30 protein-coding genes are annotated in these 26,111 nt (G+C 63.1%); 8 read left to right on the top strand and 22 right to left on the bottom strand.

Annotated features, from left to right (window positions below):
- Nucleotides 1-58 precede the first annotated feature (58 nt).
- Entirely contained in the window at nucleotides 59-574 is a 516-nt protein-coding gene (locus NKJ06_RS25925) for a L,D-transpeptidase family protein (protein ID WP_352630851.1), read from the bottom strand.
- Nucleotides 575-739: 165 nt separating this feature from the next.
- Here NKJ06_RS25925 and NKJ06_RS25920 point away from each other — a divergent pair, with 165 nt between their 5' ends.
- The 4 genes from NKJ06_RS25920 (at nucleotide 740) to NKJ06_RS25905 (ending at nucleotide 3,698) form a co-directional block, all read left to right on the top strand.
- Nucleotides 740-1,423, top strand: a complete 684-nt coding sequence (locus NKJ06_RS25920) for a response regulator transcription factor (protein WP_352630848.1) — start codon at nucleotides 740-742, stop codon at nucleotides 1,421-1,423.
- A gap of 121 nt (nucleotides 1,424-1,544) precedes the next feature.
- The gene (locus tag NKJ06_RS25915; protein ID WP_352630846.1) at nucleotides 1,545-2,000 is read left to right on the top strand and encodes a Crp/Fnr family transcriptional regulator; all 456 of its coding nucleotides are present in this window, start codon (nucleotides 1,545-1,547) and stop codon (nucleotides 1,998-2,000) included.
- A gap of 1 nt (nucleotide 2,001) precedes the next feature.
- The gene (locus NKJ06_RS25910) at nucleotides 2,002-2,502 is read left to right on the top strand and encodes a GNAT family N-acetyltransferase (RefSeq protein ID WP_352630844.1); all 501 of its coding nucleotides are present in this window, start codon (nucleotides 2,002-2,004) and stop codon (nucleotides 2,500-2,502) included.
- A 185-nt stretch (nucleotides 2,503-2,687) separates the two neighbouring features.
- Nucleotides 2,688-3,698, top strand: coding sequence for a glycosyltransferase family 9 protein (locus NKJ06_RS25905; protein ID WP_352630841.1), 1,011 nt, complete (start codon nucleotides 2,688-2,690; stop codon nucleotides 3,696-3,698).
- A gap of 167 nt (nucleotides 3,699-3,865) precedes the next feature.
- Here NKJ06_RS25905 and NKJ06_RS25900 read toward each other — a convergent pair whose 3' ends face one another.
- From NKJ06_RS25900 to NKJ06_RS25890, 3 genes are all read right to left on the bottom strand, one after another.
- Nucleotides 3,866-4,672 carry an exodeoxyribonuclease III gene (locus NKJ06_RS25900; protein ID WP_352630839.1) on the bottom strand — a complete coding sequence of 269 codons (807 nt, stop codon included), beginning with the start codon at nucleotides 4,670-4,672 and terminating at the stop codon, nucleotides 3,866-3,868.
- Nucleotides 4,673-4,944: 272 nt separating this feature from the next.
- On the bottom strand, nucleotides 4,945-5,628 hold the full coding sequence (locus NKJ06_RS25895; protein ID WP_352630981.1) for an outer-membrane lipoprotein carrier protein LolA: 684 nt from the start codon (nucleotides 5,626-5,628) through the stop codon (nucleotides 4,945-4,947).
- 151 nt (nucleotides 5,629-5,779) lie between these two features.
- A complete protein-coding gene (locus NKJ06_RS25890; RefSeq protein ID WP_352630837.1) occupies nucleotides 5,780-8,434 on the bottom strand; it encodes a DNA translocase FtsK in 2,655 nt (884 codons plus the stop codon).
- A gap of 212 nt (nucleotides 8,435-8,646) precedes the next feature.
- Here NKJ06_RS25890 and NKJ06_RS25885 point away from each other — a divergent pair, with 212 nt between their 5' ends.
- The gene (locus tag NKJ06_RS25885) at nucleotides 8,647-9,018 is read left to right on the top strand and encodes a hypothetical protein (protein ID WP_352630835.1); all 372 of its coding nucleotides are present in this window, start codon (nucleotides 8,647-8,649) and stop codon (nucleotides 9,016-9,018) included.
- Between the two features lie 93 nt (nucleotides 9,019-9,111).
- Here the strand turns inward: NKJ06_RS25885 and NKJ06_RS25880 are convergent, their stop codons facing one another.
- From NKJ06_RS25880 to tesB, 4 genes are all read right to left on the bottom strand, one after another.
- The gene (locus NKJ06_RS25880) at nucleotides 9,112-9,387 is read right to left on the bottom strand and encodes a hypothetical protein (RefSeq protein ID WP_352630832.1); all 276 of its coding nucleotides are present in this window, start codon (nucleotides 9,385-9,387) and stop codon (nucleotides 9,112-9,114) included.
- Between the two features lie 254 nt (nucleotides 9,388-9,641).
- Nucleotides 9,642-11,072 carry an ammonium transporter gene (locus NKJ06_RS25875; RefSeq protein WP_352630830.1) on the bottom strand — a complete coding sequence of 477 codons (1,431 nt, stop codon included), beginning with the start codon at nucleotides 11,070-11,072 and terminating at the stop codon, nucleotides 9,642-9,644.
- Nucleotides 11,073-11,103: 31 nt separating this feature from the next.
- A complete protein-coding gene (locus tag NKJ06_RS25870; protein ID WP_013528889.1) occupies nucleotides 11,104-11,442 on the bottom strand; it encodes a P-II family nitrogen regulator in 339 nt (112 codons plus the stop codon).
- A 217-nt stretch (nucleotides 11,443-11,659) separates the two neighbouring features.
- Nucleotides 11,660-12,535, bottom strand: a complete 876-nt coding sequence (tesB, locus tag NKJ06_RS25865; protein ID WP_352811077.1) for an acyl-CoA thioesterase II — start codon at nucleotides 12,533-12,535, stop codon at nucleotides 11,660-11,662.
- A gap of 99 nt (nucleotides 12,536-12,634) precedes the next feature.
- Here tesB and NKJ06_RS25860 point away from each other — a divergent pair, with 99 nt between their 5' ends.
- Nucleotides 12,635-13,912, top strand: coding sequence for a ubiquinone biosynthesis hydroxylase (locus NKJ06_RS25860; protein WP_352630826.1), 1,278 nt, complete (start codon nucleotides 12,635-12,637; stop codon nucleotides 13,910-13,912).
- A gap of 10 nt (nucleotides 13,913-13,922) precedes the next feature.
- Here the strand turns inward: NKJ06_RS25860 and NKJ06_RS25855 are convergent, their stop codons facing one another.
- The 3 genes from NKJ06_RS25855 to NKJ06_RS25845 form a co-directional block, all read right to left on the bottom strand.
- A complete protein-coding gene (locus tag NKJ06_RS25855; protein WP_352630824.1) occupies nucleotides 13,923-14,450 on the bottom strand; it encodes a hypothetical protein in 528 nt (175 codons plus the stop codon).
- 148 nt (nucleotides 14,451-14,598) lie between these two features.
- Nucleotides 14,599-14,955 (bottom strand): YciI family protein, encoded by a 357-nt coding sequence (locus NKJ06_RS25850; RefSeq protein ID WP_023760948.1) that lies wholly within the window; start codon nucleotides 14,953-14,955, stop codon nucleotides 14,599-14,601.
- Nucleotides 14,952-15,179, bottom strand: coding sequence for a hypothetical protein (locus tag NKJ06_RS25845; RefSeq protein WP_352630822.1), 228 nt, complete (start codon nucleotides 15,177-15,179; stop codon nucleotides 14,952-14,954). Before NKJ06_RS25845 ends, NKJ06_RS25850 begins: the two co-directional genes overlap by 4 nt.
- Before the next feature lie 227 nt (nucleotides 15,180-15,406).
- On the opposite strand from NKJ06_RS25845, the gene NKJ06_RS25840 reads away from it, so the two are divergent.
- Nucleotides 15,407-15,832 carry an OsmC family protein gene (locus NKJ06_RS25840; RefSeq protein WP_023760950.1) on the top strand — a complete coding sequence of 142 codons (426 nt, stop codon included), beginning with the start codon at nucleotides 15,407-15,409 and terminating at the stop codon, nucleotides 15,830-15,832.
- 55 nt (nucleotides 15,833-15,887) lie between these two features.
- Here the strand turns inward: NKJ06_RS25840 and NKJ06_RS25835 are convergent, their stop codons facing one another.
- The 7 genes from NKJ06_RS25835 to NKJ06_RS25805 form a co-directional block, all read right to left on the bottom strand.
- Nucleotides 15,888-16,517, bottom strand: a complete 630-nt coding sequence (locus NKJ06_RS25835; RefSeq protein ID WP_352630820.1) for a YceH family protein — start codon at nucleotides 16,515-16,517, stop codon at nucleotides 15,888-15,890.
- Between the two features lie 33 nt (nucleotides 16,518-16,550).
- Nucleotides 16,551-17,330 (bottom strand): succinate dehydrogenase iron-sulfur subunit, encoded by a 780-nt coding sequence (locus NKJ06_RS25830; RefSeq protein WP_352630818.1) that lies wholly within the window; start codon nucleotides 17,328-17,330, stop codon nucleotides 16,551-16,553.
- Nucleotides 17,330-17,767 (bottom strand): DUF3052 family protein, encoded by a 438-nt coding sequence (locus tag NKJ06_RS25825; protein WP_352630817.1) that lies wholly within the window; start codon nucleotides 17,765-17,767, stop codon nucleotides 17,330-17,332. The genes NKJ06_RS25830 and NKJ06_RS25825 overlap by 1 nt, the downstream gene beginning before the upstream one ends.
- A 2-nt stretch (nucleotides 17,768-17,769) precedes the next feature.
- Nucleotides 17,770-19,605 carry a succinate dehydrogenase flavoprotein subunit gene (sdhA, locus tag NKJ06_RS25820; RefSeq protein ID WP_352811074.1) on the bottom strand — a complete coding sequence of 612 codons (1,836 nt, stop codon included), beginning with the start codon at nucleotides 19,603-19,605 and terminating at the stop codon, nucleotides 17,770-17,772.
- A gap of 1 nt (nucleotide 19,606) precedes the next feature.
- Nucleotides 19,607-20,002: a succinate dehydrogenase, hydrophobic membrane anchor protein gene (gene sdhD, locus NKJ06_RS25815; protein WP_352630813.1), complete on the bottom strand. Its 396-nt coding sequence runs from the start codon at nucleotides 20,000-20,002 to the stop codon at nucleotides 19,607-19,609.
- 2 nt (nucleotides 20,003-20,004) lie between these two features.
- Complete coding sequence (sdhC, locus tag NKJ06_RS25810) at nucleotides 20,005-20,409, bottom strand: succinate dehydrogenase, cytochrome b556 subunit (protein ID WP_352630811.1); 405 nt, start codon at nucleotides 20,407-20,409, stop codon at nucleotides 20,005-20,007.
- Between the two features lie 255 nt (nucleotides 20,410-20,664).
- Entirely contained in the window at nucleotides 20,665-21,087 is a 423-nt protein-coding gene (locus tag NKJ06_RS25805) for a hypothetical protein (RefSeq protein WP_352630810.1), read from the bottom strand.
- Nucleotides 21,088-21,350: 263 nt separating this feature from the next.
- Here NKJ06_RS25805 and NKJ06_RS25800 point away from each other — a divergent pair, with 263 nt between their 5' ends.
- Entirely contained in the window at nucleotides 21,351-21,713 is a 363-nt protein-coding gene (locus tag NKJ06_RS25800; RefSeq protein ID WP_352630808.1) for a hypothetical protein, read from the top strand.
- Here NKJ06_RS25800 and NKJ06_RS25795 read toward each other — a convergent pair.
- The 4 genes from NKJ06_RS25795 to NKJ06_RS25780 all read right to left on the bottom strand — a co-directional run.
- Complete coding sequence (locus NKJ06_RS25795) at nucleotides 21,697-22,905, bottom strand: GGDEF domain-containing protein (RefSeq protein WP_352630807.1); 1,209 nt, start codon at nucleotides 22,903-22,905, stop codon at nucleotides 21,697-21,699. The two genes, NKJ06_RS25800 and NKJ06_RS25795, sit on opposite strands and share 17 nt — an antisense overlap.
- A gap of 77 nt (nucleotides 22,906-22,982) precedes the next feature.
- The gene (locus NKJ06_RS25790; RefSeq protein WP_352630806.1) at nucleotides 22,983-24,179 is read right to left on the bottom strand and encodes a GGDEF domain-containing protein; all 1,197 of its coding nucleotides are present in this window, start codon (nucleotides 24,177-24,179) and stop codon (nucleotides 22,983-22,985) included.
- 160 nt (nucleotides 24,180-24,339) lie between these two features.
- Nucleotides 24,340-25,749, bottom strand: coding sequence for a 3-isopropylmalate dehydratase large subunit (leuC, locus tag NKJ06_RS25785; protein WP_352630805.1), 1,410 nt, complete (start codon nucleotides 25,747-25,749; stop codon nucleotides 24,340-24,342).
- Nucleotides 25,750-25,830: 81 nt separating this feature from the next.
- A partial coding sequence (locus tag NKJ06_RS25780; RefSeq protein ID WP_352811083.1) for a hypothetical protein occupies nucleotides 25,831-26,111 on the bottom strand: 281 nt, incomplete at its 5' end.

Genomic DNA, 26,111 nt, shown 5'->3' with positions numbered 1-26,111 from the left:
GCCTACTGCCTACTGCCTACTGCCTACTGCCTACTGCCTACTGCCTACTGCCTACTGCCTACCTTACCACCCTCACCACCGTCCGATCCGACAGCAGCGGCAGCAGCCGTGCCATTGTTTTCGCCGTGACCGCCACACAGCCTTGCGTCGGTGTGAAGCCGGGACGCGCCAGGTGAAAGAAGATGGCGCTGCCGCGCCCGCGCCGGCGCGGCGCCAGGTTCCAGTCGAGCACCAGGCAGGCGTCATAGAGCCGGTCGTCGCGCCGCATGCGTTCGTGGCTGGCGCCATAGGGAATCTTGACCGGCCTGTTATAGTTGCGGTCGTCAGGCACTTCGCACCAGCCCAGATCAGGCCCGATCGGCGTCATCGCCAGACGAGTCTTGCGGCCGCTGGAGAACTGATCTCCCCGGAAATATCCCGACAGGATCCGCATCGAGGCCAGCGGCGTCGCGCCGTCGCCTTCGCGCTTGTCGGCCGAGATGCCACCCCGCCCCAGCGCGCAGGCAAACACCGTTTTGCCGGCCTGCAGCAGGCCCTGGCTTGGATGGCCGGGCCTGGCGCGAACGGTCAGCAAGTGCAGCCCTTTTCGCAAAATTGCGCCGGCTGCATTGCGATCGTGTTTTTTCTTGTATGATCGTGCCACGGAACAAATCACTGTGATCGGCTGTTGTGCCGGTCAGCTTCCGCATAAACAGGCAGCGGTCAACTGAATTTTCTTTTCAAAACAACGGATTGATCCATGACTTCACGCACCATTCTGATCGTCGACGACGATGACGACCTGCGCGGCACCCTGGTCGAGCAATTGTCCCTTTACGAGGAATTCGACGTGCTGCAGGAATCGACTGCGGCAAAAGGTGTCGCCGCAGCGCGCGGCGGCCTCATCGATCTGCTTATCATGGATGTCGGGCTGCCCGACATGGATGGCCGCGAAGCGGTGAAAATCCTGCGCAAGGGCGGCTACAAGGCGCCCATTATCATGCTCACCGGCCACGACACCGATTCGGATACGATTCTTGGTCTCGAAGCCGGCGCCAACGACTATGTGACGAAACCGTTCCGCTTCGCCGTGCTGCTCGCCCGCATTCGGGCGCAATTGCGCCAGCATGAGCAGAGCGAGGACGCGACCTTTTCGGTTGGGCCCTACACCTTCAAGCCCAGCCAGAAACTGCTGATCGACCCGCGCGGCGGCAAGGTGCGGCTGACGGAGAAAGAGGCCTCGATCATCAAATATCTCTATCGTGCCGACCAGAAGGTGGTAACGCGCGATGTGCTGCTCGAGGAAGTGTGGGGCTACAATTCCGGCGTCACCACGCACACGCTGGAGACCCATGTCTACCGGCTACGCCAGAAGATCGAGCGCGATCCTTCCAATGCGGAAATTCTTGTGACAGAAAGCGGCGGCTACAAGCTGGTTCCTTAAACATTTCATTATCCAATGAGCGGTCGGGCGGGGCCGCTTTCGGGTACGATCCGGTTGGAGGGGGTTTCTGGGATCGACCCGTAGAGGAGGGATTGGACTGACCGTTCGGGGACACAGCTAGATGGCGCTGGATGACGACATCCGCATCCTGTCCGCCGTGAGGCTCTTCGAGGGCTTCACGCAGGAACAATTGCGCCTGCTCGCCTTTGGTGCCGAGAACACCACGCTGCTTGCCAACCACAAGCTTTACCGCGAGGAGGACGAGGCCGATTCGGCCTACATCGTGGTCAGCGGGCGTATCGTGCTCTATCGGGAGCAGGATGGCGAACGCATCCCGATCGGCACGGCGGGCCCCGGCACGATCCTAAGCGAACTGGCATTGATCGCCGACACCAACCGGCTGACCAGCGCGTCGGCCGAGATCGACTCGGAAGTCATACGGCTCAGTCGCAAGATGTTCCGCCGCATTCTGGAGGAATACCCCGAGGTCGCGGTGCAGTTGCACCAGCGCATCCTGGAGGATTTCCAGGCGATGATCCGCCGCATCGAAAAGCTGGCGCCGCGCTTCTCCGGCTGAGATGAACTTCCAGCTTCTACGCGCTACCGAAAATGACCTGCCCTTCATCATGGCGACCGAACGGCGCGAGGGTTATGACGCCTTGGTCGGGCGCTGGGACGAGGCGCGTCATCGCGAGGCCCTTCTCGACGTCAGCCATGCCTATTTCGTCGGTGTCGACGGTTCCATGCCAATCGGCTTCGTGATCCTTCGCCAATGGGCCTCGGTCGAACGCGTGACGCTGGTCAAGCGCATCGCCGTCGTCGCACCAGGGCAGGGCCACGGCAGAATGCTTCTGGCGGCGGCGGTCGATCGCGTTTTCATCGAGACCGACGCCTATCGGCTCTGCATCGGCCTTTTCCCGGACAATCATCGCGCCCGTCGCGCCTACGAAGCTGTCGGCTTCAAGGCTGAGGGCATTGCGCGCGGCAGCGCGTTTTTCAAGGGCGTGCACCGCGACGAGCTGGTCATGGCGCAACTGCGGCCGGAGTGGGAGAGAAGCCAGCCCGCTGCCCGGACCTGAGGACCGGGGTTCGTTGACAGGCAACAGGTGAAATCCTACAGAACCCCTCGAAGGCGGGCGGCTTAACAGGCACCGCCACCATCAGGCTCCTGGGGGAGCGAGGCATGCTGCCAGCTCGGTTCGAGACGATCATCCTGTATGCCCGCAACGACGCGTTCGGCGACGGATTGATCCGGATTCCGGCTTTGCGCGCCGCCAGAACCGCGTTCCCCGATAGTTTTATCGTCTACGGAACCACCGGCTCGTCGTCCCTTGAACATGTCCTCGATCGCCATGCCGGCCACCTCGTCGATGCGATCAATGTACGAACGCCTCTGGCGCGTCTGGTGGCCAGCCACCACAAAGGCAAGGGGCAATTGGCAGTTGTCGATTTCCGCATCTCGGCGCGTTGGCTGCTTCAGACCTGGGGCTCGCTGCTCGGCCGCGGCATCGCCTATGAAGCAAACTTTCCGGCTTTCGCTCTTTCCTGGCGCCCTGGCCAAAGGTCCGAAGCACGACCCGAGCGCAACGCATGGCGCTACCACCGCCTCATCGAGCGACTTGCGGGGAAACGGTTGCCTTTCGACCATCGGCTGGAGCCCACCCCGGCCGCGCGGGCAGCGGCCAGCGGCCTGGCGGAGGGCAAGCATGCGCCCTTGATCGTTATCGCGGCGCATGGCGATGGCGGCAAACGCATGACGGCGGATCAGGTTGTCGCGATCTCCGACAGCATGATCGCCGACGGGGCAAATCTTCTCTATGTGAAAACCCCGGGTGACGGCCCGGACATGGCTGAACTGGCTCAACGCGTGCCAAGGCTGCAGCTTGTCGATTCCAGCACGGTCGGGGGTGTCGATGTCAGCGATGTTCTGCTGGCGCTCGGAGAGTTTGCCGATCTTTACATTGGCGCCGAAGGCGGTGCCGCACATCTCATGGCGACCGTGATGACGCCGATGGTTATTGTCAGTGGCGGCGCCAACATGGCCCGTTGGAGGCCGCTTTCCAACTGCGTGGACGTGATCGAGTCCCGCCACGTAAGTCCAACCGGCCTGGTCGCCAATGTCCCGGCGCCGAAAATCATCGAAGCGGCCCAGCGGATGCTGGCGACGCGCCACCGCGACCATCCCTATCTGCTGGGTCACGCGGCAGGCCTGTCACCGCAGCAATTTCGAGACAACGACACGCGCAAAGACAAGGACTTGAAGCGCGCCGTTTGAATCCGTCTGGCGGAGGCGCGCTGTAAGGTGTGTTGAGATTCCAGGTCAGGCCGAGTCGAAAATGACGGGTTCCGAGAACCGGAGCGGAGCGGACATTCGAGTCCGTGAGCACCGGAAGCGCAGGAAACCATCATTTGCAGGCCGGCCTCACCTGAATATCGACATACCTAATCCAGATTGAACCGAGCGATGACAGGCACGTGGTCCGACGGGCGCTCCCAGCCGCGCGCCAGGCGCAGGATCTCGTAACCGGAAAAGCTGGGCACCAGATTTGGCGACGACCAGACATGGTCGAGCCGCCGGCCACGGTTCGACGCTTCCCAATCCTGCGCGCGGTAACTCCACCAGGTGTAGAGCTTCTGCTCATGCGGCACGTTGAGCCGCATGAGGTCGACCCAATTGCCGGCGAGGCGCATGGCCTCGAAATTTTCCGTCTCGACCGGTGTGTGGCTGACCACGTTGAGCAATTGCTTGTGCGACCAGACGTCGTGTTCGAGCGGGGCGATGTTGAGGTCGCCGACCAGCACCGAGCCGGACACCTCGTCATGCTCGGCCCGGATGGCATTCATCTCGGCGACGAAATCGAGCTTGTGCTTGAACTTCCTGTTGATGACGGGATCCGGTTCGTCGCCGCCCGCCGGAACGTAGAAATTGTGCAGCAGGATCGTCTTGCCGCCGGCCCGCACCGTCACCGAGAGGTGCCGGCTGTCCTCGATCTCGCAAAAGCGTCGCTTCTCGACCACTTCGATCGGCCGCCGCGCCACCGTCGCGACGCCGTGATAGCCCTTCTGGCCATGGAAGGCGATGTGCTCGTAGCCGAGCTTGCGAAAGGCTTTTTCGGGAAACAGCTCGTCTGGAACTTTCGTCTCCTGCAGGCAGAGCACGTCAGGCGCATGCTCGACGAGCAGGCGTTCGACGATCGGCATGCGCAGCCGAACGGAGTTGATGTTCCAGGTGGCGATGGAAAATGGCATTCGGCAATCCAGGACAGCGTACGGCCGGCCAGAACCGATGGGCCCTGACGGGGAAGACGCCTTTTGACGGAGTCAGTCTGGGAAACTGCCAGCCACTAGCCGCAAAGACAAGTCGGGCAACGCCCAACAAGGCGCCGCCCGGTGCTTTCCACAGCTATTGGAGCGATTGGTCCTAAAAGCGTGTCGCGTCCGAACGGATTCAGGCGACCCGCTTTAGCTCATTGTTTTTATGCATGTCGTTCGCCCAAAAGGTCACTTTTGGGCGACATGCATTAGCGCGACTTGTTGGTGTTGAGTTCGCGGTTCGCCGTGTAGTCGATGGCAAAAGTGTCCGGCGCGAAGCTGACGCCTTCCTTGGTGTTGAAGATCATCACCGTTGTATCCTTGCCCTGCGCGTCGGTGATCGTCCACTGTCGCAAATCGAAGGTTTTCGGATCGAACATCATCGTGATCTTCGAATTGCCGAACACCGATTTGTCGGCGAGCTGTATGGTGGTGAGGTCATCCTCCTGCTTGACGCTTTTGACACGATCGCCGGAGAGGTCGATCCTGTTGTCGAGCAGCAGCTTCAAAGGCGTCTTCGACAGCGGATAGAGATCGGACGTGTTGAGCCTCTTGTTCAGGATGACCACCGACTTGCCGTCTGAAATCACCCGGAAGTTTGAAGAGCCGTCATAGTTGAAGCGGATCTTGCCCGGCCGTTCGAGGAAGAACTTGCCGCCGGTCTGCTCGCCCTTGGGGCCGAACTGAACGAATTCGCCGCTCATCGATTTGACCGAGGAAAAATGGTCGGCGATCTTCTGTGCCGCGGCCGGCACGGCCGCCTGCGCCGAAGCCAGCACCTGGAAGCCGGGCACCGCGTTGAAGGCTGCCGCCCCTGCAAACGCCAGGCCGAGGCCCAGCAACTGACGCCGGGAAGGAGCAAATTTGCTGAGCGCTGAAGGATCATTTTTCATGTCGGTCACTCTCATCTGATTCCTGAGTTGTTGCGGTGCTTGGACCCCCAGTTAGGCTGAAGTTTGGCGGATCAGGCGTCCCTCAGTCGCTTCAACGCCTTGAAAGGTCAAGGTTGCGGGACCGGGATGTCACAAGGGTCAGGCTTTCGCGTCAGAACTTGTCCTCTTCGGTCGGCACCAGGATCTCGCGCTTGCCGGCATGGTTGGCCGGGCCGACGATACCTTCCTTCTCCATCTTCTCGATGATCGACGCGGCGCGGTTGTAGCCGATGCCCAGCCGGCGCTGGATATAGCTGGTAGACGCCTTGCCGTCGCGCAGCACCACGGAAACCGCCTGATCGTAGGGATCGTCGGAATCCTCGAAATTGCTGTTGCCGCCACCGCCGCCGGAACCGCCCTTGCCGGACGGCTCGTCGTCGTCCTCGCCATCGTCCTCGGTGATGGCATCGAGATATTCCGGCACGCCCTGCAGCTTCAGATGCGCGACGATCTTCTCGACCTCTTCATCGGCGACGAACGGGCCGTGCACGCGCTGGATACGGCCGCCGCCGGCCATGTAGAGCATGTCGCCCATGCCGAGCAGCTGCTCGGCGCCCTGCTCGCCCAGAATGGTGCGGCTGTCGATCTTCGACGTCACCTGGAAGGAGATACGGGTCGGGAAATTGGCCTTGATAGTACCGGTGATGACGTCGACCGACGGGCGCTGCGTGGCCATGATGACATGGATTCCGGCGGCGCGCGCCATCTGCGCCAGGCGCTGCACGGCACCCTCGATGTCCTTGCCGGCGACCATCATCAGGTCGGCCATCTCGTCGATGATGACCACGATATAGGGCATCGGCTCGAGATCGAGGTTCTCGGTCTCGTAGATCGCCTCGCCGGTCTGGCGGTCGAAGCCGGTCTGCACGGTGCGTGAGATCTTTTCGCCCTTCTTGTCGGCCTGGCTGACGCGGGCGTTGAAACCATCGATGTTGCGCACGCCGACCTTGGACATCTTGCGGTATCGGTCCTCCATCTCGCGCACGGTCCATTTCAGCGCCACCACCGCCTTCTTCGGATCGGTGACAACGGGCGTGAGCAGATGCGGGATGCCGTCATAGACCGAGAGTTCCAGCATCTTCGGATCGATCATGATCAGCCGGCAATCCTGCGGCGTCAGCCGGTAGAGCAGGGACAGGATCATGGTGTTGATGGCGACCGACTTGCCCGAGCCGGTGGTACCGGCGACCAGCACGTGCGGCATCTTGGCGATGTCGACGATGACCGCCTCGCCATTGATGGTTTTGCCCAGCGCCAGCGCCAGCTTGGCCTTCGTCGTCTCGAAGTCGCGGCTGGCCAGAATCTCTCTGAGATAGACGGTCTCGCGCTTGGCGTTCGGCAGTTCGATACCGATGGCGTTGCGGCCTGGCACCACGGCGACGCGGCAGGCGATGGCGCTCATCGAGCGGGCGATGTCGTCGGACAGGCCGATGACGCGCGACGATTTGATGCCGGGCGCCGGCTCGAGTTCATAGAGCGTGACGACCGGGCCGGGACGGACGGCGATGATCTCGCCCTTGACGCCGAAATCCTCCAGCACGCCTTCGAGCAGGCGGGCATTCTGCTCCAGCGCATCCTTGGACAGGCTGGCGTCGCGCACCACGTTCTTCGGCTCGGAGAGGAAGTGCAGCGACGGCATTTCGAATTTTTCCGAGCCGATCAGCGATGTCTGCGCCTCGCGCTGGACACGGGCGCCGGGAGCAGGACGCGGCGCCGGCGCCTCGACGCGGGTGGCGGCATCGGAGCGGAACGGTTGGACCTTGGCGGTGTTGCGCCTGACGGGCTCCTGTTCCGGCTCGAAATCCATGTCGTCATCGGCTTCGAAGATATCGGCATCGTCGGGATCGAGCGAGGCGCCGCGGTCATTGACCATGGCGGCGAAGAATTCGGGTTCGACGCGGGCGCGGCCATCCTGGCTCATCCGCTGCTCGGCGAACTCAGCCGATTCGACCCGTTCCGCGGCGCGCCGCCAGGCGGTGGAGCGCTGTTCCATCTCCGGCTCGTACTCGTCGCGCTCCTGCCTGCGGCGCACGGCGCGGCGGTGCATCCACGCGCGGAACGAGAGCCACCAATGAGTAATTGCCCCGAGCGCCAGAATGCCCTCGTCGCCTTCGTCCTCATCATTGTCGAACAGAAGGTCGTCCTCACGCGGATCGGCGGCGGGCTCGTCCTCGATGACGGCAAAGCCGTTCTTGCGCCCGATCAGCGCCGAGCCATGGGCGAAGAGCCACAGCGCGGGCGCGGCCAGCAGGATGGCGATGATGCTGGCGATCAGCCCGGTCGGATAGCCGCCGATGACGACGCTGGGGATCTTCAGCACCATGTCGCCGAACACGCCGCCGAGGCCGGTGGGCAGCGGCCAGGTCTTGGGCGGCACCACGCAGCCGACCATTGCCGCGGCCAGAAGGGCGAAGCCAAACCAGGACAGCCCGCGCTTGGGCAGCCTGTCGACGCCGCGCGCGGAAAACAGCAGGAAGCCCCAGATCACCGTCGGAACCAGGGCCGCGACGGCGGCGAGGCCGAAGAACTGCATGGCGAGGTCGGAGAACACGGCACCCGCATAGCCCATGGCGTTGGTGACGGTGTTGTTCGTCGCGTGGGAAAAGCTCGGATCGGCGACGTTCCAGGTGGCAAGGCTGGCGACGCCGAAGGCCGCCAGCACGAATAGCCCGGCGCCGACCAGCCGCCCGACCTGACGCCGCGCGAACGCCTGGATGCCGTGCCCCGTATCGGCCAGCGCGAGCGGTGCTGAAGCCCCTGAACGCATGCTCTTCCCCGTCTGTCATGGACTCGCCGGGGTGCATGGCGCACTCCGGCAGATTCGGGTCTCAGACTATCGGCGGGAAGGTTAAGGGCGCATTAACTATAAGAGGTTGAGATGATCAAACCTCGTTACCGCCGGTTGAGCCGCTTGCTACCGAGGAGAGCGACCCGAGAACGCGCCGTGACGTCGCCGCAAGGGCCAATTTGGATAGAAGCATGCAATCCGTCTTCCTTCGCGTGGCGGCTCTGGCCTGGGCAGGGCTCAGTCTCCTGCTCGCCCTGCACTGGTTTGTCGATCTCGGCATGGTGGGCTTCCCGGATGGCTATGTCACGCCCTTTGCCAGAGCGACCGGGCCGCTCCTGCATATCCTCGTCACAGCCTGTCTGGCACAAACCCTGTATTTTCTGTGCAGAGGCCTTTTCGGCAAGAGATTTGGAGTGACTGGTCTCGGCCTGCAGATCTTGATCGCCGCGGTCCTGACGATGGCGCCCGTGCTGATTGTCAGGAATTGCCCCCATTCCGCGACGTGCAGCAGCGCCTATGAGGCGCTGACAGGCACCATGATGGACGACGGCGCCGGCGGATAGGCCTGCCGCCCTAACGAAACAATGGCGGGCCTGCGTACTCGCCATTGTTTGTTTGACAACAAAAGATCGGGCCTCGGCCCGATCGCGGCAAAATCAGTTGGCGCCGCCGAGCGCCTGCACATTGGCGCAGAATTCCGCATGCGGCTTGCTCATCGCCGCATCGTTGCATTCCTTCTTCATCGCTTCCTGCTTTTCCATCGGCATGGCCATGAAGGCGGCCTTGAAATCGGCCTTGGGCTTCATGGTTTTCATGCCGGTATCGGTGAAGAACGGCGCCATGTTGTCGGGCTCGTCGAGAGCACCCGCAAATGCCGCGCCGCTGACCATGACAAGAGCGAGCGCTCCGAGGCCGATAATCTTGAGGTTCATGAGTGGTTTCCTTCCCTGTTGTTCGGCACGAGCGTCAGAGCGACGATCGTCCCCACAGTTCGGAACCGATGCGGTCGATGTTTCCTCAAAAATCTTGATCACACGAACGTGATTGCGCCAAGCCCATCCTTGCCGGAACAGTTTGCCAAAAAAAGAGGCCCGGAGGTGATCCGGGCCTCAATGCGTGAACTCCTTTCGAGAGCGTCACGACGGGATGGGAGAATACGGGCGGCCGAGGCCGCCCCGGACAGACCTTACGAGTGATAGGCCGCTTCGCCATGCGAGGTGAGGTCGAGGCCTTCGCGCTCCGCGTCGGCCGTCGGACGCAAACCGACGATCATATCGACGATCTTGTAGAGGATGGCGCTGCCGATGCCAGACCACAGGAGGGTCACCAGGACGCCCTTGGCCTGCGCCAGGAGCTGGGTGGCCGTGCCGGCATAGCTGGCCGCGAAGTCGGCCGTCGAATAATCGACGATGCCGGCGCCGCCTAGGGCGGGATTGACCAGGATGCCTGTGCCGAGCGCGCCGATGATGCCGCCGATGCAGTGGACACCGAAGACATCGAGGCTATCGTCATAGTCGAACGTGTTCTTCACCACCGAGACGAAGAAGTAGCAGACGAAGGTGGCGACTATACCAAGCACGATGGCGCCCATCGGGCCGGCAAAACCGGCAGCCGGCGTAATGGCGACGAGGCCGGTCACCGCGCCCGAAACAGCGCCGAGCATGGAGGCTTTGCCGCGCAGCAGCGATTCAAGCACGATCCAGGTCACTGCCGCCGCTGCCGTGGCGACGAAGGTGTTGATCATCGCCAGCACCGCATAGGCGTTCGCTTCGAGGTTCGAACCGGCGTTGAAGCCGAACCAGCCGACCCACAGCAATGAAGCGCCGACCATGGTCAGCGTCATCGAGTGCGGCGCCATGACGTCCTTCTTGTAGCCAATGCGCTTGCCGATCATCAGCGCGCCGACGAGGCCGGCAATGCCCGCATTGATGTGAACGACCGTGCCGCCGGCGAAGTCGATGGCGCCGAAGCTGAAGATGAGGCCGGTCGGGTCGGAATAAGCGCTCGGGCCGCCCCAGAACCAGACCATGTGGGCGATCGGGAAGTAGATGAAGGTGACCCACAGGATAACGAAAAGGATCAAAGCGGAGAATTTGACGCGTTCGGCGAAGGCGCCGACGATCAGAGCGGGCGTGATGCAGGCGAAGGTCATCTGGAAGACAACGAACACCAGTTCAGGAATGGCGACGCCCTTGGTGAAGGTTTCCGACAGCGTCGTCACATCGACGCCAGCGAGAAACATCTTGGAAAGGCCGCCGACGAAAGCGTTGCCGGGGGTGAAGGCGAGGCTGTAGCCGTAGAAAACCCAGATGATCATGACTACGCTGGTGATGGTGAAGACCTGCATCAGCACCGACAGCATGTTCTTGGTGCGAACCAGGCCGCCATAGAAAAGGGCAAGGCCGGGAACGGTCATCAACAGCACCAGCACGGTGGAAATCATCATCCAGGTGGTGTCGCCCTTGTCGACGGTGAAAGCCGGCGCTGCTGGCGCTGCCGCAGCGACGGCGGGGGCCGCTTCCTGCGCGAATGCGGCAACCGTGCCCAATGCTCCGAGCGCGAACGAGCCAAGCAGCGCGGAGCGCGCCACTGACTTCAAGGTGGAAGGTATGTTCATTGAACTCTCCATTGGAATACGTTTTCGCCGCTCAGAGCGCGTCGGTGTCTGTTTCGCCGGTGCGAATGCGCACGGCCTGGTCAATGCCGAAAACGAAGATCTTGCCGTCCCCGATCTGGCCGGTCTTGGCCGCGGCCGTGATGGCCTCGACGGCCTTGTCGACCATGTCGGCACTGACCGCGACTTCGATCTTGATCTTCGGCAGGAAGCTGACCGCGTATTCCGCCCCGCGATAGATTTCCGTATGCCCTTTCTGACGCCCGTAGCCTTTGACTTCGGTGACGGTCAGGCCCTGGATGCCGACGGCGGTAAGCGCTTCGCGTACCTCGTCGAGCTTGAACGGCTTGATGATTGCCATCACGATTTTCATAAGGTTTCACCCTTTGCTGTTGCGGTCCCCCGCGTTTGCACACCTTCACCGATCCCAAAGAGCCGGAGAGTGCCCACGGGGATTCAAGCTCCGTGCCAAGTGCCGAAGCAGAGTGTTAACCCATTGTAAACAAAGAGTTTGTGGAGTGCCCCGATGCAACATGCTCACAGCTGCGGCGCTGCAGCTGCTTAAAAGATAGGCAATTTTCGCAAAATGCCTACTCTGTAGGCGACCGCTTGAGGCGGATCAGCCCTTCCTGTGCAACCGATGCGATCAGCGTGCCGTCGCGGGTAAACAGCGACCCGCGTGTAAAGCCGCGCGACCCCTGCGTCGACGGGCTGTCCTGCGTGTAGAGCATCCAGTCGTCGAGTGCATGGCTGCGGTGGAACCACATGGCATGGTCGAGGCTCGCCGCCTGGATGTCGCGGTCGAAAATGGCGCGGCCATGGGCGAAGGTCGAGGTGTCGAGCAGCGTCATGTCCGAGAGATAGGCGAGCACCGCCGACTGGATGGCGCGATCCGCCGGCACCGGACCGGTGGTGCGGATCCAGATATTCTGCTTCGGCTCCAGCTTTTCGCGGCTGGTGTAATGCTTCAGCATTACCGGCTTCATCTCGATCGGCCGGTCGCGCTCCCAGTAACGTTTGATGCCTTCGGGCACCGCCTCGCTGAACTTGCCCAGCAACTCGCGCTGCGACAGCAAAGTGTCCGGCCCCGGAACATCCTGCGGCATCGGCACCTGATGCTCGAGACCGACCTCGTCCTGCTGGAACGAGGCTTCCAGCGAAAAGATCGCTTGGCCGTGCTGGATCGCCACCACGCGCCGCGTGGTGAAGGAGCCGCCGTCGCGGATCCGGTCGACCTCGTAGACGATCGGCACCTTGGTATCGCCGGGCCGCATGAAGTAGCCGTGCAGCGAATGCACGTGGCGATCGGGGTCGACGGTCCGCTGCGCGGCGACCAGCGCCTGCGCGATGGTCTGGCCGCCGAAGACGCGCTGCCAGTCGAGCATGGGGCTGCGACCACGATACAGATTGTGTTCCAGCTTCTCGAGGTCGAGAATGCCGAGAAGCTCGTCCATGGCTGCCGTCATATTTCGCGCCCTCGCCGCAGAAGTGTTATGGCGGTTTCCGACAGGATGGACAGGCAGTCAAGGGTTGAAGACCCGGCCGGCGTGCAAGGAGCGAAGACGATGGAACGCAAGGCGGACGCGAAAATCAGGGCAAGCGCGAAAACAAAGTCTGGACTCGATGTTCTGGTCGCCGGCGCCGGCTATGTCGGCCTGGCCAGCGCCGTATCGCTGAAGCAAGCGCGCCCCGGTCTCGCCATCGCTCTCGTCGATGCGGCGCCCGCTGGCGTCTGGCAAAGGGATGGCCGCGCTTCGGCCATTGCCGCCGCCGCCTGCCGCATGCTCGCCCAGCTCGGCGTATGGGCCGAGATCGCGCCGCAGGCCCAGGCGATCACCGAGATGATCATCACCGATTCGCGCACCTCCGATCCGGTGCGCCCGGTGTTCCTGACCTTCGACGGCGAAGTGGCGCCGGGCGAGCCGTTTGCGCATATGGTCGCCAACAAAGCGTTGAACGGCGCCTTGCGGGCTCGCGCGGAGAAACTCGGCATCGACATCATCGAAGGTGTCGCGGTGCAGGGTTTCGAGACCAACGGCAGCGGCATCACCGTGCATCTCGCCGACGGTGCGACGCTGAAGACCCGGTTGCTGGTCGCCGCCGACGGCGTCAACTCCAAGCTGCGCGACATGGCCGGCATCAAGACGGTGAAGTGGGAATATGGCCAGTCCGGCATCGTCTGCACCGTGGCGCATGAACGCCCGCACAATGGCCGCGCCGAAGAACATTTCCTTCCCGCCGGCCCTTTCGCCACACTGCCGCTCAAGCCGGACGAAGACGGCACCAACCGCTCGTCGATCGTCTGGGTCGAGCGCACGCAAGATGCCGAGAAGCTGGTGGCCGGCGACGACCTCGTCTTCGAGCACGAGCTCGAACAGCGTTTTAGCCTGAGGCTCGGCGAAATCCGCGTTGCCGACAAGCCGCGCGCCTGGCCGCTCGGCCTCACCATCGCGCGTGCCTTCGTCGCGCCGCGCATCGCGCTCGCCGGCGACGCCGCGCACGGCATCCACCCGATCGCCGGCCAGGGTCTCAATCTCGGCTTCAAGGATGTCGCCGCACTTGCCGAGGTGATCGTCGAGGCCGACCGGCTCGGCCAAGACATCGGCGCGCTCGACGTGCTCGAACGTTACCAGCAGTGGCGCCGCTTCGACACGGTGCAGATGGGCATCACGACGGACGTGCTGAACCGGCTGTTTTCCAACGACATCGGCCCGCTGCGCACCGTCCGCGACATTGGCCTCGGCCTGGTCGAACGCATGCCGCGCCTGAAGGAGTTTTTTATCCGCCAGGCATCGGGCCTGTCCGCCGGCACGCCAAGACTGTTGAAGGGCGAGGCGATCTGAACGCTGTCGCTCAATTGACTTCGAAGCCGAGCTTCTGCCGCAGCCGCAGTATGCGCTGATCGGATATCTCGAGGCGTTTCTCGCCGCCTTGGGCGGCGCGGTTGACCATCTGCAGCAGGTCGTTGCGCTCGGCGACATCGAGGCGTTCGCGCAGGAACGGCGCCAGCTTGTCGATAACGATCGTGGTGTCGTCGATCTGTGCCGCGGCCCATTTGGCATAGACCACCGCTTCGTCCGTTTTCTTCTTGTCGGCAATCTCGGAAATCACCGCGCGAATGACAGCCTCGCGCTGCGGCAGGATCGGCCCATTCTCGGAGACGATGGCGGTAATGAGCGTCGCGGCGGCCACCACCGGATCATCGATCGCCGTCAGCGGCGACAAAGCCGCCTGCTTGCGCAGCTTCTTGCGGCGCACCGAACCCTGGACCCGGCCGATGACATCGGCAACGTCGCGCGCGGCCTCGTTCATGGCCTTCATCCGGTACCACCAGAACGCCGCCGCGCCCAACACGCCAAGGACAGCAATCACGAACGGCATGCCGACATCCCCCAAAAATCCCATCAACGATAGGAGAACTCTTGCGTTGCTTCAACACGCAAGAGTTACGCCCGGCGAAGAACCTCGGCCCCTCCATCAGGCGCTTCCCACGAAGCCGCCGCTCCAGACGACGGGCGACGAAGGAACTCTATGACCCCGGCACATCGTAGATCGCGCGCACCTCGATAGTGCCGATTTCAGCCAGCGGAATCTCGGCCGCGATCTCCAGCGCCTGGTCAAGATTGTCAGCCTCGATCATGACGAAGCCGAGCAATTGCTCCTTGGTTTCGGCGAACGGGCCGTCGGTGATCAGGCTCTTGCCCTTGCGCCTGCGAAGGGTCTTCGACGTTTTCACCGATTGCAGCGCTTGGGCGATGATCAGTATCCCACGCTGATCCAACGAACGGTCATGAGCCATCGAATCGGCATCGAGCTTGGCCAGACGCTCCGGCGTCATGGCATGGAGGTCCTTTTCCTCACCATAGACCAGACAGACATATTTCATTTCCATCTCCCTTGTAGCGTCGAACCATAGGATGCGGCGACGAAGGTGTCAGCGTTGCGCTTGACCGCCGCCGCATGGTCGAGAAGACATGCCGCGATGCCGATGATGGCAACCGCCGCCAGAAGCCGGCCAAAGCCGGACGCCGGCGGATGCAGCCAGAAGTCTTCTCGTCGCCCGGCCTTGCGGCCTGCGCCTTTCCACGGTGCGAAAAACAGATTGTCCATGTGAACCTCCATCCGGCCACAAATCCGTTGGCCGCCCGCAGGACGGGCGAGGCAGACCGAAGTCGACATTTTTGCACGCGTTTTTTTCAAAAAGAATTTGGCTCTGCCCGCAATGGTTCAAAGAGCCCAGTGGCCTTCGCGTCGGCGCGCGCTATAGTTGACCGGACGCCGGGGCCCCCCAGCAACCAGCCGCGGCAACCCCAGTCACGACAACCAAGGAGGAATTCATGGACCGCACCGCAAACGCCGTCTGGAAAGGCGATCTGAAGGGGGGCACGGGCACGCTCGACACCCAGAGCGGAACCCTGAAGGGCACGCCCTATTCGTTCAAGGCACGCTTCGAGGACGAAAGCGGCAAATCCGGCACCAACCCGGAAGAGCTGATCGCGGCGGCGCACGCCGGCTGCTTTGCCATGCAGTTCTCGCATTTCCTGGCCGAGAACGGCACGCCCGCCACCGAACTCGACGCCAAGGCGGTGGTGACGCTGGTTCCCGGCACGGGGATCACCGGCAGCGCCCTCACGGTGGTCGGCAAGGTGCCGGGCATCGATGCCGCGAAATTTGGCGAACTGGCCGAAAAGGCCAAGGCCGGATGTCCGGTCTCGAAAGCGCTCGGCGCCATAAACGTATCGCTCGACGCCAGGCTCGGCTGAGAACGCTGCATCTGGCGTGAAGACCCGGCGAACGCTCAGGTGTGCGCCGGGGGGCCTACGCGCCCAGCACGTCTAGCCGGGCGCGAAGTGCGGCGACTTCCTGCTCCAGCGCCTCCAACCGCGCCTCCAGATCGGAAGCAGGCAGGGCCGATGCACTCCGCTGCGCCGAAAGGGCTGCAACGTCCACCGGGCCGCTGAGGAGATGCACGTAGCGGTCCTCGCGTTGGCCTGGTCCGCGCGGGATTTCCTGGATGAGTGGCGGTCGGCGGCCGATCAGCATATCGAGTTCGGCGCGCAGATCTTCGATCGATGAGAACCGCGCCATACGCTCGCTCCGCGCCAGCAGTTCATGTGCCGTCTGCGGCCCGCGCAGCAACAGCAGGCCGATCAAAGCGGTCTGCGGCGTGGTCAGCGAGAAGCGCTGCGCCATCTGGTGCTCGTAGCGCTCGACGCGCGAACCGAACATCTGCCGCACCAGTCCCTTTTGTTCGAGCAGCTTCAGGCCCCGGTGCACCTCGGCCTGTTCCAGCGCCATCACCGGTTCCCGCGCCGTCTTCTGGTTGGCGGCGGCCAGTGCTGCATTGAGCGTCAGCGGATAGACATCCGGCGTCAGCTCCTTCTTCTCGATCAGGCAGCCGAGGATGCGCGCCTCGACGGGGGAAAGAATTGGAAGATCATCGCTCATTGGATTTGCTCGCGCCGGCAACCAACCTGCCGCCTAGACCCTTCTCTCAACCATCATCTTCTTGATCTCGGCGATCGCCTTGGCCGGGTTGAGCCCCTTGGGGCAGGTCTGCGCGCAGTTCATGATGGTGTGGCAGCGATAGAGCCGGAACGGGTCTTCGAGATTGTCGAGCCGCTCGCCCGTGGCCTCGTCACGGCTATCGATCAGCCAGCGATAGGCCTGCAAAAGCGTTGCCGGGCCGAGATAGCGGTCGCCATTCCACCAATAGCTTGGGCATGACGTCGAGCAGCAGGCGCACAGGATGCACTCGTAGAGCCCGTCAAGTTTCTCGCGGTCCTCATGGCTTTGCAGCCACTCTTTGGCCGGCTCCGGCGACACCGTCTTCAGCCACGGCTGGATCGAGGCGTGCTGGGCGTAGAAATTGGTGAGGTCGGGCACCAAATCCTTGACCACTTGCATATGCGGCAGCGGGTAGACCTTGACGGCGCCGGAAATGTCGTCGCAGCCCTTGGTGCAGGCCAGCGTGTTGGAGCCGTCGATGTTCATGGCGCAGGAGCCGCAAATGCCTTCGCGGCAGGAGCGGCGCAAGGTCAGCGTCGGGTCGATCTTGTTCTTGATCCAGAGCAGCGCGTCGAGCACCATCGGCCCGCAATCGTCCATGTCGACGAAATAGGTGTCGATACGCGGGTTCTCGTCATCGTCCGGCGACCAGCGGTAGATGCGATATTCGCGCAGATTGGTGGCGCCTTCCGGCTTCGGCCAGGTTTTTCCCGCCTTGATCTGAGAGTTCTTGGGGAGTGTCAGTTCGACCATTACCTCAGGTCCTTTCGGATGACGAGCTTCAGCCCGGACCAGATTTCATTGACGGCGGCCACCTTGACGTCGACGAGGTCGCGCTTCAGCGCCTCGGCGCGGACGACGCCCTCGGTGACGTCGGTGGCCACCTTCGAAGCTTTCTTCGGCCAGGAGACCCAGACCATGCCGTCGCGCTTGATCGCCGCCTCGACATCGCCGAGGCGATCCTCGATCTCGGCGCGTTGCCGGGTGAAGGCATGGACCGCATCGTATTTCAGGATCGTTCCCGAAATATCAGACCAATCGGCCAGCCGGTCGACTTGAGCGAAGTCAACGGCCTCAGTGAGATCGCTGAGGTCATCGGGGAGCGCAATGAAGGCGGCCATCATGCCGTCCTTCAGGCCGAGCTTGGCCGGAAGGGGCGTGCCGGAATATCCCGAAGCCGCCGGCGCCATCGTCAATACACCCTGGCCTTGGGCGCGATCTTGGCCGGGTTGATACCGCCCTCGGCTTCCTTGAGCTGCAGTTCGGTGTGCACCGGCCGATAGCTGAGCGTCACCTTGCCGGCCGCGTTGAGCCGGGCCAGCGTATGCTTGCGCCAGGTCTTGTCGTCGCGCGCCGAAAAGTCCTCGCGTGCGTGCGCGCCACGGCTTTCCTTGCGCGCCGCGGCGCCATGGACCGTGGTGATGGCGTTGGCCATCAGGTTTTCCAGCTCCAGCGTTTCGACAAGGTCGGAGTTCCAGATCATCGAGCGGTCGACCACTTTTATGTCGTTGAGCTCGCCCCAGATCTGCGAAATGCGCTTGCAGCCATTGTCCAGCGATTCCTGCGTGCGGAACACCGCCGCGTCGTCCTGCATCGCCTTCTGCATCTTTTCGCGCAACACCGCCGTCGGCGTCGAGCCATTGGCGTGGCGCAGCCGGTCGAAGCGATCCATGATCTTTTCGACCGAGGCTTCATTGGGCGAAGGGATTGCCGACTTGCGGTCGATCACCTGGCCGGCCCGGATCGCCGCCGCGCGGCCGAACACCACAAGATCGATCAGCGAGTTCGAGCCCAACCGGTTGGCACCATGCACCGAGGCGCAGCCGGCCTCGCCGACAGCCATCAGTCCGGGCGACACCTGGTCCGGGTTTTTGGCGGTAGGATTGAGCACTTCGCCCCAATAGTTGGTCGGCACGCCGCCCATATTGTAGGGCACCGTCGGCAGCACGGGGATCGGCTCCTTGGTCAGATCGACGCCGGCGAAGATTTTTGCCGATTCCGAAATGCCAGGCAGCCGCTCATGCAGCACGGCCGGATCAAGATGGTCGAGATGGAGAAAAATATGGTCCTTCTTCGGGCCGACGCCGCGGCCTTCGCGGATTTCCAGTGTCATGCATCGCGAGACGACGTCGCGTGAGGCAAGATCCTTGGCCGACGGCGCATAGCGCTCCATGAAGCGCTCGCCCTCGGAATTGACGAGATAGCCGCCCTCGCCGCGCGCGCCCTCGGTGATCAGGCAGCCGGCGCCGTAGATGCCGGTCGGATGGAACTGCACGAACTCCATATCCTGCAACGGCAGGCCGGCGCGTGCGGCCATGCCGCCGCCGTCGCCGGTGCAGGTATGCGCCGAAGTGGCCGAGAAATAGGCGCGGCCATAGCCGCCCGTCGCCAGCACCACCATCTTGGCCGAAAAGCGGTGGATGGTGCCGTCATCGAGGTTCCAGGCGACGACACCGGTGCAGGTGCCGTCCGGCTCCATGATCAGGTCGAGCGCGAAATACTCGATGAAGAACTGCGCGTTGTGCTTCAGCGATTGGCCGTAAAGCGTGTGCAACATGGCATGGCCGGTGCGGTCGGCGGCGGCGCAGGTGCGCTGCACCGGCGGGCCTTCGCCGAAATTCATCATCATACCGCCGAACGGCCGCTGATAGATCTTGCCCTCTTCGGTGCGCGAGAACGGCACGCCGTAATGTTCGAGCTCGTAGACAGCGGCGGGCGCCTGCTGGACCATGTATTCCTGTGCGTCGATGTCGCCCAGCCAGTCCGACCCCTTGACGGTGTCGAAGAGATGCCATTGCCAATTGTCGGGGCCCATATTGGCAAGCGAAGCGGCAATGCCGCCTTGCGCCGCCACCGTGTGCGAGCGGGTCGGGAAGACCTTGGTGATGCAGGCGGTGCGCAGGCCCTGTTCGGCCATGCCGAGCGTGGCGCGCAGGCCGGCACCGCCGGCGCCGACGACGACAACGTCGAACTTGTGGTCGACATAAGTGTAGCCAGCGCTGTTGGCTTGTTTTGCGTCCTTGGCCAACTCAGCCTCCGAATGTCAGCTTGAGCAGGGCGAAGATCGAGGCGACGCCGACCGCTATGGTGAAAAATGTGCTGAGCGCGATCAGCGCCAGCTTCATGCCCTCGCCATGCACGTAATCCTCGATGATCACCTGCATGCCGAGGCGCATATGGGTGAGCCCGGAGATAAGCACCAGGGCCATCACCAGCGCCACGAAAGGATTGGCAAGGGCTGCCCGCACATGCTCATAGTCGGCGCCGTTGAGTGCGATCAGGAAACCAACGAAGAACAGCATCAGCGGGATGTTGGCGATTGCGGTCAGGCGCTGGCGCCAAAAATGTTCGGTGCCCTCGCGAGCGGAACCGAGGCCGCGAACCTTCGCCATCGGCGTGCGCATATCCGTGTTGTTGCCACTCATGATCAGGCTCCCCGCGCCATGTAGCCGGCGATCCAGATCAGCAGCGTGAGCAGGATCGAGCCAGCCAGCGTCGCCCAGGCGATTTTCGAGGCCGTGTGCTTCTCGAGGCCGGCGCCGGTGTCCCAGACCAGATGGCGCACGCCACCCAGCATGTGATGCATCAGCGCCCAGGTGTAGCCGAATAGGATAAGCCGGCCGAGCCAGGTGCCGAACGCCCAGTTGACCCAGTCGAAGGTCGCCTGCGAGCTTGCCGCCGCCATCAGCCACAGCGCGACCAGCAGCGTGCCGAAATACAGCGCCCCACCGGTGATGCGATGGATGATCGACATCGTCATGGTGATCGGCGGCCGGTACACCGTAAGGTGCGGCGAAAGAGGTCTGGCGCGGGTGGCTGGTGATTTGCTCATGGCTCCCCCAGTTCGGCGTCTCCTGTCTCATGTGGAAATGCGGCATTGCCGCTTCCGGTTGCGACTTCGGACAGCCGGTTTCTAATGCTCTTTTTGCACCGCGTCAAAGCCGGAAAACTGTTTCGAAAACGTAATTTAGTCTGACTAAAAGGCAGGCTGCGGCTTCAATCGATTAGGCGCCCATGACCCGAAGCCGGTTCGATATCCTGCAGTGCAGCATGTCTGGCCTAGGGCCCAGCTATGTTGAGATTAGCGTTAGCGTTTGCAGGTCTGCGGCGTCGACCCCTTCTTCATCACCAGCGCCTCGCGTCCGTCGATCACGATTGCGTCATGCGTGGCCGCCTGGTAGCGGCTGCTCTGGTTGGCAGGCGACGCCGCAAACTCCTCGGTCGCGCCGTCGGACCCGACCACACGCAACGACGTGCCGAGATTTTGGATGGCAATCATGCCGTTATTGCCGCATCTGTAGGTGGCCGTGCCTATGCCGGAGCGCGGCGCAGTAAGGTCGGTGGTGATCTTGGTTGCAGCGCCCGGGGGCGCCCCGGCAGCGATGGACTGCTGAGCTGGCGCAGGCGGGACGGTATTGGCCGCCTTCGGCGCGCCATCCTGCGGCACACAGGCAGCAACGATAACAAGCAACGGGAAAACGGACACCCGAAACGTCCGGCGTAGCGCCATATGCTGTCCTCCCGCGCGGCACATCAGCCACGATGCTTTGCCAAGATCAAGGTCATCCCGACGCAGAGACGAACGCCGGCCGCGATGGTGCGGCCAAGCATGGCCGAATGATGGCCACCGGGTTTTCCATCCAGTCGGATATTAACGGATATTAACCATGTTCACCGAGACATCGCAGCGAGGCTGCGTCTGCCTCTTAACAAAGGTTAAGAAAGCGTTAATTTCTGAGTCGAGGAGGCCTTCCTCAAGACACGGAGGACGCCATGCGTTCGAATTCGGGCAGATCGCGCCTTGCGGCGCTCATAGTGGCGGCCTCGGTCGCCGGTCTGGCAGCGCCAGCGCTTGCCGGAGCACGTCATCAGGATCGCGTCTACGCCGATTCTTTCGGCAATCTCGTCATCGACAGCGCCGCCGGCTACAAGCGCATCCTCGTCGGCGAAGGCAGGCTGGCCAAGCAACTGTCCGACTACACCAGCGCCGGCCAGCCCAAGGTGATCTACGAGAACGAGGCCGACGAGATATCAGGCTACAGCGATTGCTACCGGCCGCCGGTGTTCGTGAAGGGCCGCTCCTATATGTACGGCCTCTCCGACGGCGAGATGCCCGAGCTCAGCCCCTGCCGCTAGCTTCCATTGCGGCTGACGACCAGGTGCCGGCCGGCCCGGCCGAGACGCGTACGCAATCGCGCCCGGCATTCTTCGCCTGATAGAGCGCCTGGTCGGCGCGCCGCATCAGATCGGCAAAGTCTTCGCTCGGATGAAGTTCGGCGACGCCGAAGCTCGCGGTGCAGCGGTTGTCCGTCGGCAATCCGTCGATGGGCAGCGCACCGAAAGCGCTGCGCGTGCCCTCGGCGAACAGCCGGGCGGCGGCAAGATTGGTCCCCGGCAGCATGATGGCGAATTCCTCGCCACCGATGCGGCCGGCGACATGGTGGCCAGCGGCGGCCCCGCGCAGGAAGCCCGCGAACGTCTCGATCACCCGATCGCCGGATGCATGGCCGAAACTGTCGTTGACGCTCTTGAAGTGATCGAGGTCGGCGATGACCAGGGCGACCGGCGCGCCTTGCCGCGCCGCGCCCAGCACCGCCAACTCTGCCTGACGAGTGAAGCCGCCGCGGTTGAGCAGGCGCGAAAGCGTGTCCGTCTCCGACTTCGATGTCACCTCGGCGAGCACGTCGCGAACCAGGATGGCCAGTATCAACAGCGCCAGCGCCAGGCCGAAGACGGTGCCGAGCGATTGCGACACCAGCGCATAGCTGCTTTGCAGATAGGCCTGCGGGTTGGCGCCCCAGCCGCCAAGCGCATGCGCGATGAAGGGCTTCGAGGCGAACTGAAGGCCGCTGGCCGCCAGCACTGCCATCAGGATGCGGTCGAGACGGGCGTGCCTTTGCCTCGACGACCAGACGATGGTCAGCCCGACGAACTGCATGACCGCATAAGGAAGCTGGTAGGCCATCGTGCGGATCAGCGACTGGCGCGGCAAATCCTGCACGAAATACACAGCTGTGGTCGTGGCGCCCAGGAAGAACAGGATCGGCGTCCAGGGTGGCGCCACGCCGTATTTGTGCGCCAGCCCGCCATTGAAGGCGATGGTGGCGCCCATGAACACCGCGAAAGCGGCAACGACCACTGGGCGCGCATTGTCGAAGGCGGGGATGCTGAATTCGATGGCGAAATAGGCCATGCCCAACAGGTAGCCGAACGCCAGCCAGCGCGCTGGCGCGCGGCCGACATCGTGAACCGCGACCGCCATGAAGGATGCCGCCAGCAGGCCGGCAACCGACAAATTGATCAACAGGATGAAGTTGGCGCCGCTCATGTTCTTCCCGCACCCGCGCCGACAGCTAAGCATCGACGGGCGAAGAAGACGTTAACGCCAACTCGGCCGGACAGGATTCAGCCGGTCTTGAGCGGTTCCGGCACGAACGCCGTTTCCGGCCGCTCATAGGACATGCGCACGCTGTCGCGGCCGTTTTTCTTGGCCTTGTAGAGCGCGTCGTCGGCACGGCGCATCAGCGGCTCCAGCGCCTCGTCGCCGCTGCGTGCCGCCACGCCGAAGCTGGCTGTCACCTTCGTGCCAGGGGGAAGCCCATCGACGTGGCCAGCCGAATAGAGCGTGCGCACCGCCTCGGCGAACAGCCGCGCGGCGCCGAGGTCGCTGAGCGGCAGCAGCACGGCGAATTCCTCGCCGCCGATACGCCCGGCCACGCCGCGCGCGCCCGCCGCCGACCGAAGCTTGGCGGCGAAGTCGGCGATCACGCGATCGCCCGCCGCATGCCCGTGCACATCGTTGAGCGCCTTGAAATGATCGAGGTCGGCCAGCACCAGCGCGACCGGGAAGCGGGCCGTGGCGCATTGCCGCAGAAGCAGCATGCCTCGCTCCTCGAAACCACGCCGGTTCAGCAGGCCCGACAGCGGGTCGGTATAGGTCTCGGTCTTCAGCGCTTTCATCACGTCGAGTGCCGCGGCGGAGAACAGGCACAATGCGATGAGCAGCGACAGCAGCGCGTGCGACAGCAGCGCCGTCGTCCAGTATGACGAGCCATAGAACCCGTCATAGCTGGTGAAGGGCCCGTGCGCGACGACGACGATAAGGGTGCGCACGAAGAAGTTGACGCTCGACAGCAGCGACAGCACGAACAGGATTTTCTCGGTCGGGCCGTTGTTGCGCACCGGGCGCAGTTCGGCTGCGACCAGAAGGCTGATCCCGCCGAAAGCGAAATTCATCGCCAGGATGCGCCAGGTGAGATCCGGCGCGACGAACAGGAACCAGCTCAATGAGGCCAGGCCGCCGCCCGCCAGCAGGCCGATCCCCACATAGGGCACCTTGCGGCCATAGCGGTGGACGATGGCGCTGGACAGACAGCAGCCGGCGATGGTGAAGCAGATGTTCGACGCCAGCTTGGTTAGCGGCATGCCGATGGGCAAGGTGAAATACTGCAGCAGGAAGCCGACTGCCGAGAGACTGTAGCTGATCGCCAGCACGGCCAGATAGGGACGATGGCGTTGATAGGACCATAGCACGAGGAACGCGGCGCCGAGCGCCAACGCTATCGTCGGGTTGAGCAGTGCTATGAGCAGACCCGTGTCCAAACGACTGTGATTTCCCCGCTTACGTCGGGGAAGACCTTAGAGAGCAAGCGCAAACAAGCGGTTAAGCGACGACGAATATGTGGGCGAACTGGGTGAAAAAGACCCCGGAACCGCAAAGCGGTCCGGGGTCTGGTTTGCATTCGAAGCTGGAGCTTTAGCGCTATTTCCACTCGCGGATGTCGACGAAGTGGCCGGCGATCGCCGCCGCCGCCGCCATCGCCGGCGACACCAGATGGGTGCGGCCCTTGAAACCCTGGCGTCCCTCGAAATTGCGGTTCGAGGTCGAGGCGCAGCGCTCATGCGGCTTCAGCCGGTCGTCGTTCATGGCGAGGCACATCGAGCAGCCCGGCTCGCGCCAGTCGAAGCCGGCGGCGATGAAGATCTTGTCGAGGCCTTCGGCTTCCGCCTGTTCCTTGACCAGGCCGGAGCCCGGCACGATCATCGCATCGACATGCGGGCTGACCGTCTTGCCTTCGACCACCTTGGCGACGGCGCGCAGATCCTCGATACGGCCATTGGTGCAGGAGCCGATGAAAACGCGGTCGAGCGAGATATCGGTGATCTTGGTGCCCGGCGTCAGGCCCATATAGTCGAGCGCGCGCTGCTTGGAGGTGCGCTTGTTTTCATCGGTGATGTCTTCCGGGTTCGGCACGATGCCCTGCACCGACACGACATCCTCGGGCGACGAGCCCCAGGAAACGATCGGCGGCAGCTTGGCCGCGTCGAGCACGATCACCTTGTCGAAATGTGCGCCCTCGTCGGACTGCAGCGTCTTCCAGTATTCGAGTGCCGCATCCCAGGCCGCCCCCTTCGGGGCGCGCGGCTTGTCCTTGACGTAGGCGAAGGTGGTCTCGTCGGCGGCGATCAGGCCGGCGCGCGCACCGCCTTCGATCGACATGTTGCAGATCGTCATGCGGCCTTCCATCGACAGCGCTCGGATCGCCTCGCCGGCATATTCGATGACGTAGCCGGTGCCGCCGGCAGTGCCGATCTCGCCGATGATCGCCAGGATGATGTCCTTGGCGGTGACGCCTTCCGGCAGCTGGCCATCGACGCGCACCAGCATGTTCTTGGCCTTGCGCTGGATCAGCGTCTGCGTCGCCAGCACATGCTCGACCTCGGACGTGCCGATGCCGTGCGCCAGCGCGCCGAAAGCACCGTGCGTCGAGGTGTGGCTGTCGCCGCAGACGATGGTCATGCCGGGCAAGGTGAAACCCTGCTCGGGGCCGATGATGTGGACGATGCCTTGGCGGATATCGTTCTCGGAATAATATTCGACGCCGAAATCCTTGGCGTTCTTGGCCAGCGCCTCGACCTGGATGCGGCTTTCCTCGTTCTTGATGCCGAACTTGCGCTCGGGCGAGGTCGAGACGTTGTGGTCAACCACGGCCAGCGTCTTTTCCGGATGCCGGACTTTTCTGCCGGTCATGCGCAAGCCTTCGAACGCCTGCGGGCTGGTCACCTCATGGACGAGATGGCGGTCGATGTAGAGCAGGCAGGTGCCGTCGTCCTGGCGGTCGACGACATGGTCGTCGAAAATCTTGTCGTAGAGGGTGCGCGGTGCGCTCATGTGCGTAAATCCGTCGATATGAGAATGGGAAAGAGCAGACGCCCGACTTTCGGCCCGGCGAAACGACCTGGACAGGCCGGCCTAGGGTAGTCGGCTGGTCAGCGCCCCGGACACGCGCGCGGAGAAGCGCGACGGCAGGCGTTTTCTATCCTGCAGCACGAATCCCTTGTAGGCCGGATCGCCAAAAAGCTCTTCCATGGCGTGGCTCATATCAATGTTTTGGCTTTTCGGCAATTGCGTGCCTTTGCGGAACCTAGGTTCCTCGGTCCCACGAAATGCAGGGCTGTCCGGGGAAAGTTTTGAGTGAATCGAAATGCCGCATGTGCATGCCCCGCAAAACGGGGTTTGTCCGTCTTCTCTCT

The sequence above is a fragment of the Mesorhizobium sp. M0293 genome (assembly GCF_040321735.1).
GTDB lineage: Bacteria > Pseudomonadota > Alphaproteobacteria > Rhizobiales > Rhizobiaceae > Mesorhizobium.
This window is presented reverse-complemented; position numbering and strand designations above follow the sequence as displayed.